This is a genomic window from Mycobacterium intermedium, from assembly GCF_002086275.1.
Taxonomy (GTDB): Bacteria; Actinomycetota; Actinomycetes; order Mycobacteriales; family Mycobacteriaceae; genus Mycobacterium; species Mycobacterium intermedium.
In genome coordinates this window covers 1-18,815 of sequence record NZ_MVHT01000112.1, presented here as the reverse complement: position 1 = coordinate 18,815, position 18,815 = coordinate 1, and the positions used below count along the sequence as shown (strand labels likewise).

At 67.8% G+C, this 18,815-nt stretch carries 13 protein-coding genes; 3 read left to right on the top strand and 10 right to left on the bottom strand.

Annotated features, from left to right (window positions below):
• The 4 genes from BST27_RS31800 to BST27_RS26710 form a co-directional block, all read right to left on the bottom strand.
• Positions 1 to 881, bottom strand: an 881-nt coding sequence (locus BST27_RS31800) for a PPE family protein (RefSeq protein WP_139805391.1), incomplete at its 3' end; no start/stop codon positions are given.
• 98 nt (positions 882 to 979) lie between these two features.
• The gene (locus tag BST27_RS34660) at positions 980 to 6,652 is read right to left on the bottom strand and encodes a PE family protein (RefSeq protein WP_083148699.1); all 5,673 of its coding nucleotides are present in this window, start codon (positions 6,650 to 6,652) and stop codon (positions 980 to 982) included.
• Between the two features lie 983 nt (positions 6,653 to 7,635).
• Entirely contained in the window at positions 7,636 to 10,041 is a 2,406-nt protein-coding gene (locus BST27_RS34100; RefSeq protein WP_069422342.1) for a cellulose binding domain-containing protein, read from the bottom strand.
• A gap of 266 nt (positions 10,042 to 10,307) precedes the next feature.
• The gene (locus BST27_RS26710) at positions 10,308 to 11,096 is read right to left on the bottom strand and encodes a (2Z,6E)-farnesyl diphosphate synthase (protein WP_069422345.1); all 789 of its coding nucleotides are present in this window, start codon (positions 11,094 to 11,096) and stop codon (positions 10,308 to 10,310) included.
• Positions 11,097 to 11,253: 157 nt separating this feature from the next.
• Here BST27_RS26710 and trhA point away from each other — a divergent pair, with 157 nt between their 5' ends.
• Positions 11,254 to 11,994 (top strand): PAQR family membrane homeostasis protein TrhA, encoded by a 741-nt coding sequence (gene trhA / locus BST27_RS26705; RefSeq protein WP_069422341.1) that lies wholly within the window; start codon positions 11,254 to 11,256, stop codon positions 11,992 to 11,994.
• A 27-nt stretch (positions 11,995 to 12,021) separates the two neighbouring features.
• Here trhA and BST27_RS26700 read toward each other — a convergent pair whose 3' ends face one another.
• Genes BST27_RS26700 through mca form a run of 4 tightly spaced genes read right to left on the bottom strand, consistent with a single transcriptional unit; the run spans position 12,022 to position 15,614 of the window.
• The gene (locus BST27_RS26700; RefSeq protein ID WP_069422340.1) at positions 12,022 to 12,402 is read right to left on the bottom strand and encodes a nuclear transport factor 2 family protein; all 381 of its coding nucleotides are present in this window, start codon (positions 12,400 to 12,402) and stop codon (positions 12,022 to 12,024) included.
• 35 nt (positions 12,403 to 12,437) lie between these two features.
• Entirely contained in the window at positions 12,438 to 14,459 is a 2,022-nt protein-coding gene (locus BST27_RS26695; protein WP_069422339.1) for a thioredoxin domain-containing protein, read from the bottom strand.
• On the bottom strand, positions 14,446 to 14,748 hold the full coding sequence (locus BST27_RS26690) for a hypothetical protein (RefSeq protein ID WP_069422338.1): 303 nt from the start codon (positions 14,746 to 14,748) through the stop codon (positions 14,446 to 14,448). The genes BST27_RS26695 and BST27_RS26690 overlap by 14 nt, the downstream gene beginning before the upstream one ends.
• Positions 14,745 to 15,614 carry a mycothiol conjugate amidase Mca gene (mca, locus tag BST27_RS26685; RefSeq protein WP_069422337.1) on the bottom strand — a complete coding sequence of 290 codons (870 nt, stop codon included), beginning with the start codon at positions 15,612 to 15,614 and terminating at the stop codon, positions 14,745 to 14,747. Before mca ends, BST27_RS26690 begins: the two co-directional genes overlap by 4 nt.
• A gap of 151 nt (positions 15,615 to 15,765) precedes the next feature.
• Between mca and BST27_RS26680 the strand changes: the two genes are divergently transcribed.
• Entirely contained in the window at positions 15,766 to 16,200 is a 435-nt protein-coding gene (locus BST27_RS26680) for a DUF4307 domain-containing protein (protein WP_069422336.1), read from the top strand.
• Between the two features lie 220 nt (positions 16,201 to 16,420).
• On the top strand, positions 16,421 to 16,915 hold the full coding sequence (gene greA, locus BST27_RS26675) for a transcription elongation factor GreA (protein WP_069422335.1): 495 nt from the start codon (positions 16,421 to 16,423) through the stop codon (positions 16,913 to 16,915).
• A gap of 14 nt (positions 16,916 to 16,929) precedes the next feature.
• Here greA and BST27_RS26670 read toward each other — a convergent pair whose 3' ends face one another.
• Together BST27_RS26670 and BST27_RS26665 are read right to left on the bottom strand one after the other, a co-directional pair.
• On the bottom strand, positions 16,930 to 18,087 hold the full coding sequence (locus BST27_RS26670) for a cystathionine gamma-synthase (protein WP_069422334.1): 1,158 nt from the start codon (positions 18,085 to 18,087) through the stop codon (positions 16,930 to 16,932).
• A 109-nt stretch (positions 18,088 to 18,196) separates the two neighbouring features.
• Positions 18,197 to 18,815: RDD family protein (locus BST27_RS26665; RefSeq protein WP_139805390.1), on the bottom strand; the 619-nt coding region annotated here is incomplete at its 5' end.

Here is an 18,815-nt window from a genome sequence, read left to right as displayed (position 1 = left end):
CTGCCCAACCCCACACCCGACAGAGCCGGCACGAACGCCTGCAAGCCCGCACCGCCGAACCCACCCCACGAGCCGAACTGACCCCACGAGCCGAAGTGGCGACCGAATGACCCCCAGCGCCCGGCTGCCGCCGCCGCACCGGTGCCCGCATCACCCAGGCTGTGCAGGCCCACGTTGGCCAGATTGCCCGTACCCAGCCGCAAACTGCCCAACAACCCGCTGAGGTTGAAACCACCCAGCAAGCCGCCCAGCCGCAAACCACCCACATTGCCCGAACTCAAGCCCGCAACAACGGCTTTGACACTGCCACCGCCGCCACCAGCCAAGCCGGCCACCTGCGACACCGCGCCCGCCAACTGACCCAACGACAACTTGGTGAACGGCGTCAACGCCGACACCGCCGAGGAAGCCCCACCGTAGTAGCTCAACATCGCCGCCACGTCCTGGGCCCAGAACTCCTCGTAGGCCGACTCCACCGCCGCGATCGCCGGCCAGTTCTGCCCAAACAAGTTGGACACCGCCAACCGCACCAGCGAATTACGGTTACCCGCAATCAACGCCGGATGCACGACCATCGACCGCGCCGACTCAAACGCCGACACCACCACCCGAGCCTGCGACGCCGCCTCCTCGGCCGCGATCCCCGCCGCACTCAACCACGCCGCATACGGCGAAGCCGCGGCCGCCATCGCGCCCGACGCCGGCCCCTGCCAGGCACCGTTGACCAAGCCGGAAGTCACCGACTCAAAGAACGACGACGCCGAACTCAACTCGGCCGCCAGACCGTCCCACGCCGACGCCACCGCCGTCATCGGCGCCGAACCCGCGCCGAGCAGCAAGTTCAGGGAGTTGATCTCGGGTGGCAAGGTCAGAAAACTCACCGGCTCAATCCTCTTCCTTACATTTCAGACGGTCGACGTTTCAGGCGACCGCTGGTCGACGTATGTGGAGTACTTCCTGGTAGGGCCGGGTTGAGCGCTTAGCTGCCGTCGAGACCGTCGTTGCCCGCAGCACCCGCGGCGCCACCCGTGCCCGGCAGGCCCGCCGGGCTGCCGAGACCACCGAGACCGGGGGTGCCGTTGTTGCCGCTGCCGCCGGGTAGGCCGCCGCCCAGGCCGGCACCGCCGCTGCCGCCGGTGGCGTGGTTGCCGCCGTCGCCGCCGTCGCCGCCGTTGCCGGACGTTCCACCGATGCCGGTGCCAGTCGGGTTGCCACCGCCGCCGCCGGTACCGCCGGTCCCGCCGTCACCGGAGTCACCAGCGTCTCCACCCTGGCCGCCGCCGTTGCCTGCGCCGCCGGTACCGCCGACGCCACCGACACCGCCGTCACCGCCGTCGCCGGCCTGGCCGCCAGCACCACCATTCATGTTGGTGCCAATGCCATTGCCGCCCTTGCCGCCGCTACCCGCGTCGCCGCCTGAGCCGGCTGCGCCGCCATTACCACCGGCTGCGCCCGGGGTGGTGGCAGTGCCGGCGCCGCCAGCACCGCCGGCGCCACCGTTACCGCCCTTACCGGCTGAGCCACCGTTGCCACCCAGGCCGCCAGCTTGGCTACCGCTGGAACCCTGATTGCCGTTGCCACCGGTACCGCCGTTTCCGCCCTCGCCGCCGGTGCCGCCGTCGCCACCGGCACTGGCCGCACCGTTGGTGCCGCCGCCGAGCGTGGTGCCCCCGGACGCGCCCTGACCACCGGCGCCACCGGTACCACCGTCGCCACCGGCGCCACCGGCGCGTGCGTCGCGGTTGGCGACCGTGTTGCTGGCTTGGCCGTTGCCACCGGTTTGGCCGTTACCGCCAGCGCCTGCGTTGCCACCGTCACCAGCGCTACCCGCGGCGCCACCGTTCAGGCCATTGCCACCGGCACCGGCGTTACCACCGGCGCCACCGTCGCCGCCGGCACCACCAGCGCCACCGTTGCCACCGGTCGTACCGGTGGCGCTACCACCGGTGCCACCGGCGGATCCGACGCCACCCTTGCCGCCGCTGCCACCAGCGCCACCGTCAGTGGTCGCGGTGCCGGCGCCACCCTTACCGCCGTTGCCGCCGGCACCGCCGTCGCCACCGGCACCACCGGCGCCGCCGTTGGTGCGGTTGCCGGTGCCGTTACCGCCGTTACCGGCCGTGCCGGCGTTACCGCCGTCGCCGCCGTTACCCGCGTTACCGGCCGTGCCGTTGGTGCCGTTCGTGGCCACACCCGCCGCGCCGCCGTTGCCGCCGTCGCCGCCCTTACCGCCGTTGCCGCCCGCGCCGCCGGTGGAAGCCGTGCCATTTGCGGTACCCGAGTTGGCACCGGTAGCACCGTTACCGCCCTGGCCGCCCTTACCGCCGTTTCCGGCGTTGCCGCCATTGCCCGCGTCACCAAGGACGGATCCACCGGCGCCACCAGCACCGCCGTCGCCACCCCGGCCGCCGGCGCCACCAGTGGCGCTGGCGCCACCAGTGGTACCGGTCGCACCGTTGCCACCGGTGCCGCCGTTACCGCCGTCACCGTGCGAACCGCCGGCACCACCGGCGCCGCCGTTGCCACCGTTCGCGCCGTTGGTGTTCGCGCCGTTGTCGAAGCCGTTGCCACCGTTACCGCCGTGGCCGCTGTTGGTGGCGTCGGCACCGTTAGCGCCGGCGTTGCCGGCGGTCGAGCCGGTGCCCGCAGCGCCACCGGTCCCGACGAGGCCTGCGTCACCGCCGGCACCGCCGTTGCTGCCGTTGACGTTGGCCGGCGTGCCGTTGGCACCGTTGCCGCCGTTACCGCCGTGGCCCGCAGCACCACCAGCCCCGCCGTCTCCGGCGGCACCCTGGACGCCTGCGGTTGCGGCGCCACCGTTACCGCCGGCACCACCCTGGCCGCCGGCGCCACCCTTGCCGCCCTTCCCGCCAGCCGTAAGCGGGCTCGTCGAGTCGGTGCCGTTGCCGCCGGTACCGCCCTTTGCACCAGCGCCGCCCGTACCGCCGGCGCCGCCGCTGCCGGACACCGTGCCGCCGGCACCGCCGTTACCACCGCGACCACCGTAGCCACCGGCAACCCCGTCGCCGCCATTGCCGCCCGAGCCGGTCCCGGCCGCACCGTTCGCGCCCGGCAGACCAGCACCACCGGTGCCGCCTACCCCACCGTTGCCGTTCTTGCCGGCATCGCCACCGTCGCCGCCGGCGCCGCCGCCGAGCTGGCCGATACCGCCGGTACCACCGGCGCCACCGTCACCAGATGTCGCACCGCCGGCACCGCCGTGGCCACCGGCACCGCCGATACCCAACGGCGATTGACCAAGTCCACCGGTGCCACCCTTGCCGCCGTTACCGGTCGCCCCGCCGGCGCCACCAGCGCCACCGTCGCCACCATTGCCGGCCTGCGTGCCGCTGGTGCCGCCGTTACCGCCGACTCCACCAGCACCGCTGCCATCGCCCTTGCCACCAGCACCGCCGGTACCGCCGTTACCCAGCACACCGGCGGCACCACCCTTGCCACCAGCGCCACCGGTCGCGTTGGAGCCCGCTTCAGCATCGAAGCCCCTACCGCCGGTGCCGCCGTCACCACCGAAGGTGGCCGCATTACCAGCGACGCCGTTGGCACCGTTTACTGAGCCGGTGCCCTTGCTACCGCCGGCCCCTGCGCTACCCGGGTCACCACCCTGACCACCAGCACTGCCGTCGATGTGGCCTGAGGTGCCGGCGGCGCCGTCGCCACCGCGCCCGCCGATACCGGCGTCACCACCCTGACCACCGTCGCCACCGACGCCGACAGTTCCATTAGGAGCCGCGCCACCATTGCCGCCGGCACCACCCTGGCCACCGACACCACCTTGCCCGGCCTTGCCGCCATCCACAGTCGGGTCGATGGAGTCGGCACCTCTCGCGCCGGTTCCGCCCTTCCCGCCGATGCCGCCGGCGCCACCGGCACCGCCGTTGCCGGATATGGAGCCACCCTTGCCGCCGGCGCCACCTTGCCCGCCGACGCCGCCGGTCCCGCCGGTCTGCTCGGTGCCCTCTTCACCCTCGATACCTTGGGCGCCGTTGCCGCCCTTACCGCCGGCGCCACCGTTACCGACCGCACCGGCGTTACCGCCGACGCCACCCTTACCGCCGGCAAGTCCGCTGGGGTTGGGGTCGCTGTAGCCATCGCCGCCGGCGCCACCGTTGCCGCCGCTGGTTGCCGCGGCGCCGCTCGTTCCGTCCGTACCAAAGGTCGAGCCGTAGCCACCCAGGCCACCGGCCCCGACCGTGCCGGGGTTACCGCCTAGGCCGCCCGCGCCACCGTCGAAGTGGTCGGCGGTGCCATGCGCGCCATGTCCACCGTCACCACCCAGACCGGCCGCGCCGCCCTTACCACCGTCACCGCCGACGCCCAGGTTGCCGAGCGGGTTCGGGGCGTCGCCGCCCTTACCGCCATTACCGCCGATCCCGCCGGCCCCGCCGTTTCCGCCGGTACCACCGATCTTGGACGGGTCAGTTGCGTCAGCGCCTTTCGCGCCCGTGCCGCCCTGACCGCCGATGCCGCCCTTACCGCCGTCGCCGCCGAAGCCGGCTTGTGTCCCGGCCGAACCACCAGCGCCGCCGTGACCGCCGTTACCGCCGGTCCCGCCGTTGCCGCTGCCCGTTTGGGTCGGGTCGGTACCGTCGACGCCCTGCGCGCCGTTACCGCCGTCACCGCCCCTGCCGCCATTGCCGACGAGGCCACCGGCACCGCCGGCGCCGCCGTTGCCGCCATGCGCGCCTGGGACGATGGCGTTCCAGCCTTGGCCGCCAGCGCCGCCGTTACCGCCAGAGGTCGCGGCCGTCCCTGCCGCACCGGAGGCGGCAACCGCGGTTCCAGTGCCGTTCAGGCCGCCGGCGCCACCGGCGCCGCCAACGCCGGGGTCGCCGCCCCGGCCGCCGGTACCGCCATTGCGCACAGTCTGGCTGCCGGCTCCGCCGGTCCCGCCGTCGCCGCCGATCCCGGCCGCACCGCCCTGGCCGCCCGCGCCGCCGACGCCGGTGAGACCACCGATGCCGCTACCCAGCGCTTCTCCACCGACTCCGCCTTGGCCGCCTTGGCCGCCGACGCCACCGTTGCCGCCGTGGCCGCCGGCCCCGCCGGTGGCTCCGGCGACTGTGGCGTCCGCCCCAGTGGCGCCGGCACCGCCCGCACCACCAAGACCGCCGACACCACCGGCGCCACCGTTACCGCCGTTGCCCGAGATGGTTCCGCCGCGCCCACCGGCGCCACCGACGCCACCGATACCGCCGGCTCCGCCCGTGCCGCCTGAGGCACCCGGGGTGGCCCCGTCGGCCCCTGCGACACCGACCGCTCCGTTACCACCGGCACCACCGTGACCACCGTTGCCCGTCTCGCCGCCGTCACCGCCGGCACCGCCGGCACCGCCGACGCGGCCCACGCCGCCTTGGCCACCATTGCCGCCGTTACCGCTGCCGTCGCCGTGGCCGCCGGCGCCACCGGCGCCACCGTTTCCGACCGCGCCGCCGTTACCACCGGCGCCGCCATTGCCGCCATTGGCGTTCGACCCACCCGCAGCGCTGTAGCCCGCGCCGCCGGCGCCACCGTTACCGCCGCTGGTGGCCGCGGCACCGGCCGCGCCGTTGGGTGCGCCGAGCGAGCCTGCGCCACCCACGCCGCCAATCCCCGGGTTGCCACCCTGCCCGCCGGCACCGCCGTGGATGTTTCCGTCCACACCAGCGGCACCGGCACCGCCGTCACCGCCGAGTCCGGCCGCACCGCCCTGGCCGCCCGCGGCGCCGGCCCCGAACAAGCCAGTGCCACCGGCGGCGCCACCGGCGCCGCCATTGCCGCCGTTACCTCCGGCGCCACCGGCAATGCTTGGGTCGGTGGACGCCGCGCCCGTGTAACCGGCGCCACCGGCACCGCCGACACCGCCCGCCCCGGCGGTGCTGAACAACGCCCCGCCGTTGCCGCCCCTACCGCCGACACCACCGTCACCGCCGTGGATGCCCGCTAGTTGGTCACCGGCACCGCCGGCACCGCCAGCACCGCCAACCCCACCGGTACCGAACAACCCGGCGTTTCCGCCGATACCGCCCGCGCCACCGGTCAGACCGGGGCCAGCGCCGACACCGCCGGTTCCGCCGGCACCGCCGTTGCCCCAGAGGATCCCGCCAGCCCCACCGTTTCCGCCAGCAGCGCCGGCACCACCGGTCCCGCCGACACCACCGGTACCGAAGAGACCGGCGGCCCCACCGTTACCGCCGACCTGGCCGTCAGCGCCAGAACCACCGTTTCCACCGTTGCCCCACAGCAGACCGCCGGCGCCACCGTTCGCGCCGGTCCCGGGCGCCCCGTCGACGCCGTTGCCGATCAGCGGGCGGCCCAATACCGCGTTGGAGGGAGCGTTGATCAGGTCCAGCACGCCCTGTAGCGGCGAGACGTTGGCCGTCTCCGCCGTTGCGTACGCCGCGCCGGCGGCGCTCAGACTCTGCACGAATTGGGCGTGGAACGCCTCGGCCTGAGCGCTGATCGCCTTATAGCCCTGCGCGTGAGCGCCGAACACCGCGGCGATAGCCGCCGAGATCTCGTCTTGGGCGGCGGGTAGCAACGACGTGATCGGAACCGACCACGTTCCATTGGCCGCGCTGATCGTAGAGCGCAATCCATCCAGACTGGCCGCTGCTTGAGCGAACAATTCTGGGGAAGCCACCAAGAACGACATCACTAGACTCCTGCTGGGTCGCGGGCATGGTTGTCATACGACGTGCTGACTGTAACGGGGGAGCATTCTGAACACAAGTATTATCCAATTTTGCTGCGCGGCGTGGCGCCGACAGCGAGCGTGACCACTACAAATGGGTACGACCTAATGTCGCGATCGCATCGCGCGGCTGGCGACGGACGGCCCTCCGCGCACGATGCGTTCTGTAGTCTCGCTAAGATCCTGCTCAGGATATGAATTTAATGTGCGTTAGGGTACGCCCCTGAGAGGCACAGGCCAATCCCGCCGTGCCAGCCTCACCATTAACACATAGGCGCGCCGACTCGCGATACCGCTCCGGCCGCTTAGCCAGGCACTGATCTACGTTTGCTGTCAGCACCTGGCTGCGCCTCATGCCAAAACGCGCTCACCGACGCCAGCTGGATCACCCCCACGATTCCGCGGCATCTGCTAGTGGGTGCTGTCTGGTACGTACGTACTAATAAATAGGAGACAACTGCGTTTGCTATGGCGGCCGGATGGGTCCGGGTCAGCGAGCGTTAAGAGAACGCAGGACAGTCATACTTGGCTTCTGCAGCAAAGTCTCGTATTCTGCTTGACAGCCAACGTCCAGTCGGCGCCAAGCTTCTGAAGTGCAAAGTTATTTGACACGCATCCAATTCCGTGTCCACCGGGCGCGTTGTGTGAGCAAACTAACGACCATTCGCCTAGCGCCCGCGCCGAGGGAGCGCATCGATCGCCATTCGGACTGTCCGATCAGTTCCCTCTAGTTGCTCGTAGAAGCACGAAACCCGTCTCTGCCCACTAGCAGGGGTTTGTCAATAGGAGCCAGGCCACATTGCGATACAACGAAAGCCCACAGGCGAAGCAATACGGTGCGGCTGGGGCGGCAACGAGGGCCAGTTAGCTCGACCCTGCCCAGGCCCCAGCCGGACCCGCACCCCGCCCGCCGTCAGGAACATCGCGGGGCGCCGGGCGGAGCCTTAGGTGTTGGTGGTGACCTTGGCGTCGAAGGATTCGACGGCCAGGCCCACGCCGCCCTGCCAGGGTTCGAAGCCGGCTTGGATGCTGGTCAGATACCAGCTCTGGTTGACCGGCAAGCTGGCGATGCTGTCGGTGTGGTCGACGAAATCCATCACATCGAAGGTCCACACCTCGATCGGCTCGGTCGCCACATACGACGTCACCGTGTTCTGACCATTGCTGCCCATCCACAACGTGAAGTTCCTGCCCGCCACCGTCACATTCCCCGTCGGCGACCCCACCGGCTGAATCGGACCCTGATGGTTGAACCAGATCATGATCTCGTGATCGTTGACCCCGGTGGTGGTGTAGCTCGAATCCAGCCAGATGTCGTAGGAGGCGTTCCACACCCCGGTCGGCACGTAGTTGTAATCGATACTGGTCATCGCCGTATCGATCAGACTCAACTGAATCGGCAGATTCGTCCCCGTCGACGACGTGCCGTAATGCACCCCCTCAAAAATCGACGGATACCCCAACGGCGCACCATTGGTCGACGCCGACCCATTCATCTGCGTGATCGTGAACCCACCCGTGGGATCCACCGCAATCGTCTGCCCCGACGGGTTGTTCCACGCATTGTTCTGCACCACATACCCACCGTTGACCGTCGTCGTCCCATACTGCGTCGAAATCACCGTCGCCCCCGGCGGCGGCGTGACGGGCGGGGTCGTCGGCGGCGTCGTGGGCGGAGTGGTCGGAGGGGTAACCGTGACCGGTTCGCCGTTGATCAACAGGTTCGTCGGTGCCACGTAGGCGCCGACCTGCGCCACCTGGTAGCCGAGGGTGATCGAATCGCCCGGCGCGATCGTCGCGTTGTAGCTCGCCGGGTTCAAGGTGTAATGCGAACCCGTCTGAACCAGCTGCGTATTCCACGAGTTGCCGATGGACGCGTTGCCAGTCAGGTCGAAGTGCAGCTGCCAGTTGGTGATCGGCATCGCGCCTGAGTTGGTGATCGTGTAGTTCGCGATGTAACCGCCATCCCACTGCGACGGCGTGGAATAGGTAGCAGTCAGACCGTCCCCGGTGGTCGGCGGAACGGTCGGGGGTTCCGTCGGCGGGTTGGTCGGCGGGTTAGTCGGCGGGTTGGTCGGAGGCTCGGTGGGCGGGTTCGTCGGCGGATTGGTCGGTGGGTTAGTCGGCGGATTCGTCGGAGGCTCGCTACTTGGCACCGGTTGGCCATTGATCAGCACCTCGGTCGGGGGCAAGTATGCGCCCGACTGCGCGGCCTGGAACCCGACGGTGATCGACTCACCCGGCGCAATCGTGCTGTTGTAGCTCTGCGGAGTCAGCGTGTAGTGGCCACCCGCCTGGGTGACCTGTGCGCTCCACGCGTTGGTGATCGATGCATTCTGCGGCAGGTCAAATTCCAACTGCCAGTTCGACATCGGCGTGGTGCCGGTGTTTGTGATCGTGTAGTTCGCGATGTAGCCGCCCTCCCACTGCGACGGCGTCGTGTATGTGGCGGTGAGGCCATCGCCGGTGGCCGGCGGAACGGCTGGCGGGGTGGTCGGTGGGGTGGTTGGTGGCTCGGTCGGCGGGTTGGTCGGTGGGTTGGTCGCCGGATTGGTGGGCGGATTCGTCGGGGGTTCCGCGGCGGCGTGATTTCCGCTGACGAGGACATCGGTCGGCGCCGAATATTCGCCCGTTTGCGCGGCCTGGAAACCGATGGTGATCGACTCACCGGGCGAAATCGTGCTGTTGTAACTCTGTGGAGTCAGGGTGTACTGCGAACCAGACTGGGTGAGTTGCGTGCTCCACGCATTAGTGATCGATGCATTTTCGGGCAGATTGAATTGCAGCTGCCAATTAGTAAGAGGGGTTGCACCGGTGTTTGTAATGGTGTAATTGGCCACGTAACCGCTCTGCCATTGCGATTTCACCGTGTAGGCCGCTTCGACGCCGGTGTTGGTGGCGCTGCCGAGCGACGTCGTCGCCCCACTCACCGACAGGGCATTAAGGCCGCCACTCTCCGCAACGCCCATCAGGCCGGCTTGCGCCGTGGCCGCCCCGCCCTCGGTCACCGTCGCGCCTTCGCCAATGGCGCCCCCCTGAGCACCAGTAACGCCGCCCAGCTGAGCGGCATTCGCCGCTTCGGCGCTGGCGAACGTATTCGCGCCGCCGGTCAGGGCGTTGACGAACTGAGAGTGGAACGCCGCCACCTGAGCGCTGAGGCTTTGGTATTCCAAGGCGTTGGTGTTGAACAACATGGTGATCGCGGTCGAAACCTCGTCGGCGGCCGCGGCCAACAGGCCCGTGGTAGCGGCGCTCGCGGCGCTGTTCGCCGCACCGATTGCCGACCCGATCCCGGCAATTTCCGCTGCCGCAGTCGCCAAGACCGCCGGCGGAACGATCACGAATGACATGCGCTAACCTTTCGATTCACTATATAACCGTTTTATCTCGATTGCCTAACAAACACATCACAGCTGCTATATCGAGTGTGAATAACTTTCACATCACGGCTTGATCACGGGCGACGTTAGCACGGAATATTCGCAGGTCGTGTGCCCTGCCAAGAACTTCTTAATGTTTTTGGGCAATAGGCCCGCATTTGTTCAACACCTGAACATTGTTGCGGTTAGCGAAACCGATTAGTCCGGCCAGCGAATCGCACTGACTACAGCGCTAGTTACTTGCCGTACCTACGGTGCCGGAGGCTGTAAGCGCGCAGCGCGCGCAAGAAATCGACATGGCGGAAGGCGGGCCAGTGAGCTTCGGTGAACCACATCTCGGAGTAGGCGCTCTGCCACAGCAGAAACCCGGACAGTCGCTGCTCCCCCGACGTCCGGATCACCAGGTCCGGATCTGGTTGCCCTGAGGTGTAAAGATTTTCCGAAATCCCTTCGGCCGTAACCTTTTCGATGAGTTCTTCGGCCGTCGCCCCGTTGGCCAGCTCCTTGCTCAGCAGGGCCCGCACCGCATCGACGATCTCCCGGCGACCGCCGTAGCCAACCGCGACGTTGACGTGGAAGGCCGCCGTGCTCGGCGTCGAATCCACCGCATCACGCAGCCGCTTCGCCGTTTCCTCACCCAACAGCTCCAGATCGCCGACGGTGCGCACGCTCCAGCGGTTGGCGGGTGCACAGATCTCTTCGACGACATCGGTGATGATCTCGATGAGCGCGGCCAGTTCGTCGGGGTCACGCTGCAGGTTTTCGGTGGACAGGAGATAGATGGTGGTCATCTCGATGCCGGCGTCCTGGCACCACCGCAGCATTTCAGCGATCTTGAGGGCGCCCATGCGGTAGCCGTAGCTGACGTCGTCGTATCCCAGGCTGCGCGCCCAGCGCCGGTTTCCGTCGCAAAGGACCGCGATGTGGCGTGGCAGATCGGCCTTGGAGGCGGCCAAACCTTGCCGCAGCCGCAGCTCATAAAGCCGATACAGCGGTTCCTTGAGCCGCGGCGGAATGATCTCCACGAACATCCACCCTACTGTGGCGCGCACGGGTTTCCGGGGCCGATTACCGGCAACATCACACCATGTCGAACAGCTGAGACACAGGTAGCCCCGCTACCCTGAGAGTTATCTACCGACGGCTTGCTGATCAGCACCAACCACGAGGTAACAGGGAGATATGACCAGCCAGACCGACACTCTCACCAAGCCAGAAACCGAGGACGGGTTCTCGCCACGGGATGCCGCCCACACGGTCGTCGACGGCGTAGCCCGGGTTTTGGGCAAGCCGCGCGCCCGCGGCTGGATTCACGTCTACTCCGCAGTCGTCGCGGTCGCCGCGGGCGCTTCGCTGGTCGCGGTGTCGTGGGCGGTCCACTCCACCAAGGCGGGCTTGGCCACGCTGCTCTACACGTTTGCCACCATCTTCATGTTCACGGTCAGCGCCACCTACCACCGGGTCAACTGGAAGTCAGAGACGTCTCGGAAATGGATGAAGCGCGCCGATCACTCGATGATCTTCGTGTTCATCGCCGGTAGCTACACACCATTCGCCCTGCTGGCCCTGCCGCCCGATGCGGCGAAATTGATGTTGTCGATCGTGTGGGGAGGCGCGGCGGCCGGCATCCTGCTGAAGATGCTCTGGCCCTCGGCGCCCCGCTGGGTGGGGGTGCCCCTCTACATCCTGCTGGGTTGGGTGGCCGTTTGGTACATCGGGACGATCCTGCACAACGCGGGAGTCGCCGCACTGGTGCTGCTGCTGGTCGGGGGCGCGCTGTACAGCATTGGCGGGATCCTCTACGCGTTGAAATGGCCGGACCCGTGGCCGTCGACCTTCGGCTATCACGAGTTCTTCCACGCCTGCACGGCAGTAGCGGCTATCTGCCACTACATCGCGATGTGGTTCGTGGTCTTCTACTGACCCGGACCGCCCAATCCACCGCTCCAGCTAGAGCCGCTTGACGTCGGCGGCTGACCAGTACGCCTTCATCGCCGTGACTTTGCCCTCCGAGTTGAACACAATCGTCTCGATGGGCTCGATCTGCATCTTGTTGTCCCCGGCGGCCACGATCAACCGGAAGTGAAATGCCGCCTCGTTGCCCGAAACCCGCAGCGTCACGAGTTCGGTCTCACGCTCCGTGCCGATGATCGCCGAATAGAACCCGGCGATGGCGGCCTTGCCGATGTGCACCTCGCCCCCCACTGGGTCCTCGAGCGTGGCGTCGTCAGCGTAGAAGGCGACCAGATCGTCGACGCTGCCGTTGGCCACCGCTGCCAGGTAGCGGTGCACCGTCTCGGTGAGTTCTTGGGTCCTGTCGGGACGTGGCATGGGACGGAGGTTAGTCGCGGGCGGATCAGCCAGGCTCAACCGGGGACGCCTAGCGCGTCCGCGAGCTCGGCCGCGCTCGTCACCGGCAAGTCACACGTGCGGCCGCGGCACACATATGCCGCATCGGCTCCGGCCACCCGGTCCCGGCCGCTGAGCAGCGGCGATGAGTCCACCTCGCCGCCAACGACAATCGTCCCGCCCGGGGCCAGCCGCCGGGCATCGGCCAACAGCGGCGACAGTTGCTCAGAACAGGCGACGGCGATCTGCAAGGGTCCGCGCACCGCAGCTTCGGCCACCGCCAGCCAATGACCTGCCGAGCGCGGCGCGCGGGCCAAAAGCACCGAATGTGCGCGCAACGTCTCGTCCGCCAGCTGCAGGTACCGCTCGGCGCGGGAGCTGTCGACCAGATGAGCGGCCGTCAGGAGCGCCTCGGCGATCGACGACGCGCCGGACGGAGTGGCTCCGTCCAGCGGATCGGCGGGCCGGAGCATCAATTGCTCCGCGTCGTCGGCGGTGTCGAACCACCGGCCCGGTCGTTGCGCGTCGCCGAAGTGCTGCACCGCGGTGTCCAACAGATCCGTCGCCGCGGTCAGCCACTGGTCCTCAGCGGTCAGCTGATAGAGCGCCAACAATCCGGTGGCCAGCATCGCGTGGTCCTCCAGGATGGCGGCGCTGTCGCCCACCACACCGCCCAAGCTGGCCCGGCGCAGCCGGCCGTCGACGACGTGCAGGTCAAGCAGGGCGGCCGCGCACCGCCGCGCGGCCTGGGTCAGGTCGGGTTGGTCGAGCGCAACGCTGGCCTCGGTCAGGGCGGTGATCGCCAACCCGTTCCACGACGTGACGACCTTGTCGTCACGCCCGGGTTGGACTCGGGTGAGTCGGGCCGCCAACAGCGCGCGCCTGATCCGCTCGAAGCGTTGCTGGTCGTCCGGCTCGTGCAGCAACTGCAGCACCGAGGACCCGTGTTCGAACGTGCCGTCCGGGGTGACCTCGAAAATTTCGGCGGCCCAGCGTCCGTCGTCCGCACCGAGCACCTCGGTGAGCTGAGCCGGTGTCCACACATAGGTCGAACCTTCGCGGCCGTCGGCGTCGGCATCCAGTGACGAGGTGAACATGGCGCCGTCGGCCAGTTCGTCGAGCAGGAACCAGGCGGTCTGGGCGGTAATGCGATGCGCCAGCGGATCACCCGTGCGGCGCGCCCAGTGCGCGTACACGCGCAGCAACAGCGCGTTGTCGTAGAGCATCTTCTCGAAATGCGGTACGACCCATGCATTGTCGACGCTGTAGCGGGCGAAGCCGCCGGCGAGTTGGTCGTAAATGCCGCCGCGCGCCATCGCGGTGCACGTCCGCTCGACAGCTTGCAGCGCGGCCGCCCCCGAACCGATATTGCCGACGCGCTCATGGTGACGCAGCAGCCCCTCCAGCAGCGCCGAGGGTGGGAACTTGGGGGCACCGCCGAAGCCGCCGCGAACGGTGTCCTCGTCGCCCAGCACCGTGGCCACCGCGTGGTCACACAACTCGGGCGCGATCTCCGGTCCCCCGCCGGGCAGTGCCGACGTCATCATGCGCAGTTCGCCGGCGATGTGGTCCGACGCCTCCTCGACCTCCTCTCGGCGCTCCCGCCACGTCTGCGACACGGCCGCAAGGAGTTGTAAGAAGCTGTCTTTCGGGTAGTAGGTGCCGCAGAAGAAGGGCCGGCCGTCGGGTGTAAGAAAGCATGTCATGGGCCATCCGCCCTGACCGGTGAGCGCGACGGTGGCGTTCATGTAGACGGCGTCGATGTCCGGCCGTTCCTCGCGGTCGACCTTGACGCAGACGAAACCGGCATTCATAGCCGCGGCCACTTCGTCGTCTTCGAACGATTCGTGGGCCATGACGTGACACCAATGGCACGCGGCATAACCGATGGACAGCAGGATCGGCACGTCGCGCGCCGCGGCTTCAGCCAATGCTTGCGGCGTCCACTGCTGCCAGTGCACCGGGTTGTCGGCGTGCTGGCGCAGATAAGGGCTGGTGGCCCGGCCGAGGGTGTTTGCCCCCGATTCAGCCGGGTTCATCGGGTCCCGGTGGTCGGGCGTTTCCGCCTTGCCTGTTTTTTGGGTCGTTGTCGGGGCCGTGCCCGTCGACCGCGTCCGTACCCTCGTCAGCGGCCTGGTCGGGTTCCGGGTGCTGACGGTCGAAGGACTCCGGCACCTTCTTGAGTTGGCGGTTCATCGACCGGAGCAGAAACAGGGTGGCGATGACCAGCAACACGACCACCAGCAAGCCGACCGGGCTGGCCTTACCGAAGTCAGGCCCGTTGTTACGCGGCCCTTCAGCAATCACGCTGAGCAGAAAGAGGTTCACGGGTGCTCGATCCCGGCGAACAGATCGGTCTCCGGCAGCTTGATCGGGACGCGGGAGCGGGCCAGCTCGAACTCCTCAGTCGGCCACAATTCCTCCTGCCACTCCAGTGGAGCGGCGAAGAACTCGGCATTCGGGTCGATCTGGGTGGCGTGCGCCCGCAAGGCGTCGTCGCGTTGGGGAAAGTAGGCCGCGCATTCCACCCGCGTGGTCACCCGGTTGGGGTAGGGGTCGTGTTCGGGGAGCCAATGGTCCAGCCACTTGTCGAACGGGCCTTTTTGGCCGCGTTTGATGAACTCGTTCTGCAACACCTGCATGCGCTCCCGTAGGAAGCCATGCACGTAGTACAGCTTCAACACCGTCCACGGCTCGCCGGCGTCGGGAAAAAGCCGATAGTCGCCGGAGGCCTCGTACGCGGCCATGGAAACCTCGTGGCAGCGAATGTGGTCGGGATGCGGGTAGCCACCCTTCTCGTCGTAGGTGATCAGCACGTGCGGCCGAAATTCACGGACCACCCGCACCAGCGCCTCGGTGGACTCCTCGAGCGGCACCAGCGCGAAGCAACCGTCGGGCAGCGGTGGCGGTGGGTCACCCTTGGGCAGTCCGGAGTCGACAAAACCCAGCCAGGTGTGCTCGACGCCGAGGATCTCGGCCGCCCTGGCCATCTCGTCGCGCCGGATTTCGTGGATGTGGCCGTGCACGTCCGGCAGGTCCATCGCCGGGTTCAGGATCTCGCCGCGCTCGCCGCCGGTCAGCGACACCACCATCACTCGGTGCCCCTCGTCGGCATACCGGGCCAAGGTGGCCGCGCCCTTGCTGGACTCGTCGTCCGGGTGGGCGTGCACCGCCATCAACCGCAGTTCGCTCACTTGCCCCCTCGTCCATCTGGGTCCGCTGCGTCGTCTGTCCTGTAACGGGTCTGCTACGTCGCCCAACAGCGACCCTATAATTCCAGTTCTCCATCGTTCCATTCCGTCCGTCGGGGCCCCGACCCCCCACCCAGCTAGCGACGAATCAGCCATGAACGCCGACGCCCCTTCTCGTCCCGCGGCCCGTTACGGGCGGACGCGGCTATCGCGCCGGTCGCGGCGTCACATCGCGATCGGCCTGGGGGTGTTGGTCGTGGTGACCGGGCTCGTGATCGCCGTGATCGGCTACCAGCGCATCGCCACCAGCGACGTCAGCGGTTCGCTGGCCGGCTATCAAATCATCGATAGCGAAACGGCGTCGGTGACCATCAGCGTGACCCGCAAAGACCCGTCCCGGCCGGTGGACTGCATCGTGCGGGTACGGGCCAAAGACGGCAGCGAGACGGGCCGACGCGAGGTGCTGGTTTTACCCTCGGACCAGGCCACCGTGCAGGTCACGACGACGCTGAAATCCAGCAAGCCACCGGTGATGGCGGACGTATACGGTTGCGGCACAGAGGTACCCGGTTACCTGCGGTCATCCTGACCGCGCAACAGTGCCGAACTGCGGATACGACAGTCATCTTGCGTTTGCGCGGTGGTAACATAAGGAAATGCACGGTCCTGCCGGGACCGTGTATTGCTGCATTAATGGCCCGTGAGAAGGACGGAGTGGGCAGCACCCGGGGAGGGGAACCCGCTTGCGCCCGAGCGAAATCAGATACTTACGCGACTACGCGGAAACAACAAGCAAGGAGCGCCACGAGATGACGGATACTCAGGTGACCTGGTTGACCCAGGAGTCACATGACCGACTCAAGGCCGAACTCGACCAGTTGATCGCCAACCGTCCGGTCATCGCCGCCGAAATCAATGACCGCCGCGAGGAGGGCGACCTCCGGGAGAACGGCGGCTACCACGCTGCCCGGGAGGAGCAGGGTCAGCAGGAGGCGCGCATCCGTCAGCTGCAGGACCTGCTCAACAACGCGAAAGTCGGCGAAGCGCCGAAGCAGTCCGGGGTGGCACTGCCCGGTTCGGTGGTCAAGGTCTACTACAACGGCGACGAGTCGGACTCCGAGACGTTCCTCATCGCTACCCGGCAAGAGGGAGTCAACGACGGCAAGCTCGAGGTCTACTCGCCCAACTCACCCCTGGGTGCGGCGTTGATCGACGCCAAGGTGGGCGAGACCCGCAGCTACGTCGTGCCGAGCGGCAAGACCATCGAGGTCACGCTGGTCAGCGCGGAGCCGTACCACTCCTGAGTCGCGCACCGCGGCTAGGCGAGCGCCTGTTCGAGGTCGGCGAGCAGATCGGTGATGTCCTCGATCCCCACCGAAAGCCGCACCAAATCGTCGGGAACCTCTAATTGCGAGCCGGCGGTCGACGCGTGCGTCATGGCGCTCGGATGTTCGATCAGCGACTCCACGCCGCCCAGCGACTCGGCGAGGATGAAAACCTTGGTGTTGGCGCACAGTCGCTCCGCAGCTGGCCGTCCGCCTTTCATCCGCACCGAGACCATCCCGCCGAAACGCCGCATCTGCCGAGCGGCGACCTCGTGGTTGGGATGATCGGCGAGCCCCGGGTAGAGCACGGCGCTCACTGAGGGATGTCCGGTGAGGAAGTCGGCGACCGCTGCGGCGTTGTCGCTGTGCCGCTCCATGCGCACCACCAACGTCTTCAGCCCGCGCAAGGTCAGGTAGGCGTCGAAGGGACCGGGCACCCCTCCCGCGCCGTTCTGCAGGAACGCGAACGCCTGGTCCAGCTCTTCGTCGTTGGTCACCAGCGCACCGCCCACCACATCGGAGTGCCCACCGATGTACTTCGTGGTCGAGTGCAGCACCACGTCCGCACCGAGCGTCAACGGTTGTTGCAAGGCGGGCGAGGCAAACGTGTTGTCCACCAACACCTTTGCCCCGCTCTGCTGGCCCAGTGCCGCGATGCCGGCGATGTCGGCGATCGACAGCAACGGATTGGTCGGCGTCTCCACCCAGATCAGCCGAGTTCGCGACGTGATCGCCCCGCGCACCGCATCCAGATCGGCCAATGCCACCGGCGTGTACTCGATACCCCAGTGGGTGAACACTTTGTCGATCAGCCGGAAGGTACCGCCATAGGCGTCGTCCGGGATGACCACGTGATCCCCCGGCCGCAGGATCGCCCGAAGCGCGCAGTCTGTGGCCGCCATTCCGGAACTGAACGCCCTGCCGAATGCGCCTTCCTCGACGGCGGCCAGCGAGGCTTCGAGCGCCGCCCGCGTCGGGTTGCCGGTGCGCGCGTATTCGAATCCGCCGCGCAGGCCGCCGACACCGTCCTGGGCGAAGGTGCTGCTGGCATAGATCGGGGCGTTGACGGCTCCGGTTGCCGGGTCCGGACGGTACCCGGCGTGGATCGCTCTAGTTGCAAGACCATGCTGTGCCGTGCGCTCGTCGCTCATTGGGATCAGCCTAATAACGAACGCCACCCCGGCCGCAATCGGCGACCGGGGTGGCGTCAGGGTTGGCAGCCCTAATCTTTCAGCTACGCAGCATGTTTGCTGTTTGGCATCAGATCGGTAGGCAAACCGTCGTCATGATTTTGTCGGCGAAGGTCTGCCGCTTGGCGTCCCATAGTGGCCATAGATATCCGATGTAGCACGCGAGACCATCGGCTATGTGCGCCAGTTGGCGGACCAACGACAACCCGAATCCAAGGGGCTGTCCTGTCGTCTCGCTGACGACCTTGAACTTCAGGATCCCCTTGCCGATGCTCGACCCGGTCGTCCCCTGCTTGTACCCGAAGTTCCAGACGCCGTAGGCGATTGCCGCCAGGTTGAGCAGCCAGGAAAGCAGAACCCCGAAGATCGACGTCTCGCTGATGTCGTAGCTGTATCCGTAGGACTCGTAGTGGCGTGTCGTCGTCAGCAACAGCGAAATGATCTGTCCGATACCGACAAGCACAGCGATCGGCACACCGTCGATGAGCGCCGCCAGCACGCGGGTGAGCCACGGCGTGTAAGAGTCCTGGGGCAGGTCACGGATGGCCGGCCCGGGCGGCGGAGGCGCAACCGCGCCGGACGGCGGAGGTGGAGGAGGGTAGCCGCCCGCGGGCGGTGGAGGCGGAGGGGGGAAGCTGCCGCCGCCTGGCGCAGATGGAGGGGGCGGCTGGTAGCCGCTGGGCGGCGCG